Genomic DNA, 1,672 nt, shown 5'->3' with positions numbered 1-1,672 from the left:
ACATACTAAGATTAGTAGTGCTGACCAAGGCATTGGTTGGCACTACTATTTTTTTATATAGTAGAAGTGAAGAATAGGTCGTTGCAGTCTTAGGATCTTAGAATCCGTACAAAAAACTGACCTTCTTCACTTACCTTATTCGAATCAGGTTTAAGTATGTTGGATCCTTGAGATCGTGTATAAGAAATGGGAGTCGATAAGAGTAAGTGAGGGAACTTCAAAACTTTTTTGGGGGAAATAACGTGAAACATGTCATCGCATTTGATGTAAGTATGGGCAAAAGCTACATGGTAATTTACAACACACTAAAAAAGTGTATTTATGAAGGAGAAATCAAGCATTCACGGCCTGAATTTGAAAACTTAAAGAAGAGGATCGACAGATTAACAGAAGGTTATGGTGAACAGCCACATATTGTATTTGAATCAACTGGGGTCTATTCCAGGCAATTGGAGCGGTTTATGAATGTAAATGGTTTTTCCTATTGTTCCTTGAATCCCCTGGAAGCTAAGCTCCAGTGCGACTCCTTGAGGATCCACAAAACGGATAAGAGTGATGCCCACCAACTTGCCCTTACCCACTTTTCAACGCAAAGGACTAATCGAAATGGCACAGAAGATCTTTTTCTCCAATTGAAGTCGCTATCCCGATTTTACAGTGAACTTGATGACGAGTTATCCGTAACACGCAACCGCATGCATAAAGTTATTCAGCTAACCTTTCCGGAACTGGAAAAAATCTTTACAACCAAATCAGAGCTATTCCTCAATATTGTTCAATTGTACCCACATCCAGACTTGGTGCTCCAACATTCAAAAACGGTTATAAAGAACAAAATCCGGACAAACACTGATAAGAATATTTCTACCGCAAGGGCTGAAAAAAAAGCTACTCAATTGCTTGAAGCAGCGCATTTATCATTTCCTGCCGTTTCGTCAACCGATGTCCTGTGTAGCCAGCTGATATCTTACGCTAGGCGTTACCAGGAACTCCTATCCATGAAAGAAAGGTGTATCGAGGACATGGCGCAACTAGCAGAAAGCCGGGCTGAATACCATATTCTCCTCAGTTTCCCGGGGATTGGCTCAAACACCGCAGTACGTCTAATGGCAGAAATAGGGGATATTAGACGTTTTGAAAACAATAAGCAGCTAAACGCATACGCTGGTATTGATATTCGCCGTTACCAATCAGGTAAGACCTTTTACAAGGACAAGATTAATAAACGTGGCAATAAGCATTTACGTAAGCTCCTTTTTATCATTATCCAGAACATGATTAAACTACGCCGTTTCAGTCAAAACCATATTGTTGATTATTACGATAAATTAAAAACGCAACCCTATAACAAGTGCCATAAGGTTGCATCCATTGCCTGTGTGAATAAGCTTTTGAAGATTATCTTCCACCTTATTACACACAATATGAACTATGACTTCCGGTTAGCCACCCAATCATAGTTTAGTACATAATACCACAAAGGCAGGTCTAGTTAAAAAACGCGAAATCACTAGGCCTATTAGGTATACCTATAAATCTGGCCCCTCTTCAAACACAACGTTGAAGGGGATTCATTTATACAGAAAATAAATTAACGGTTTAAAGGTGCTTGACTAATCGTAAGAAAGACTGCAGACAAGCTCAATTTTCATTGAGTTTGTCGACAGTCTGA

At 39.4% G+C, this 1,672-nt stretch carries 1 protein-coding gene; it reads left to right on the top strand.

Annotated features, from left to right (window positions below; translation table 11 throughout):
- Positions 1-242: 242 nt before the first annotated feature.
- On the top strand, positions 243-1,460 hold the full coding sequence (locus AC6CHU_RS25850) for an IS110 family RNA-guided transposase (RefSeq protein ID WP_159871966.1): 1,218 nt from the start codon (positions 243-245) through the stop codon (positions 1,458-1,460).
- Positions 1,461-1,672: the final 212 nt, after the last annotated feature.

This window comes from Cytobacillus sp. GQ23 (assembly GCF_059758675.1).
The sequence above is the reverse complement of the archived record's forward strand: the minus strand, read 5'-3'. Positions and strand labels throughout refer to the sequence as shown.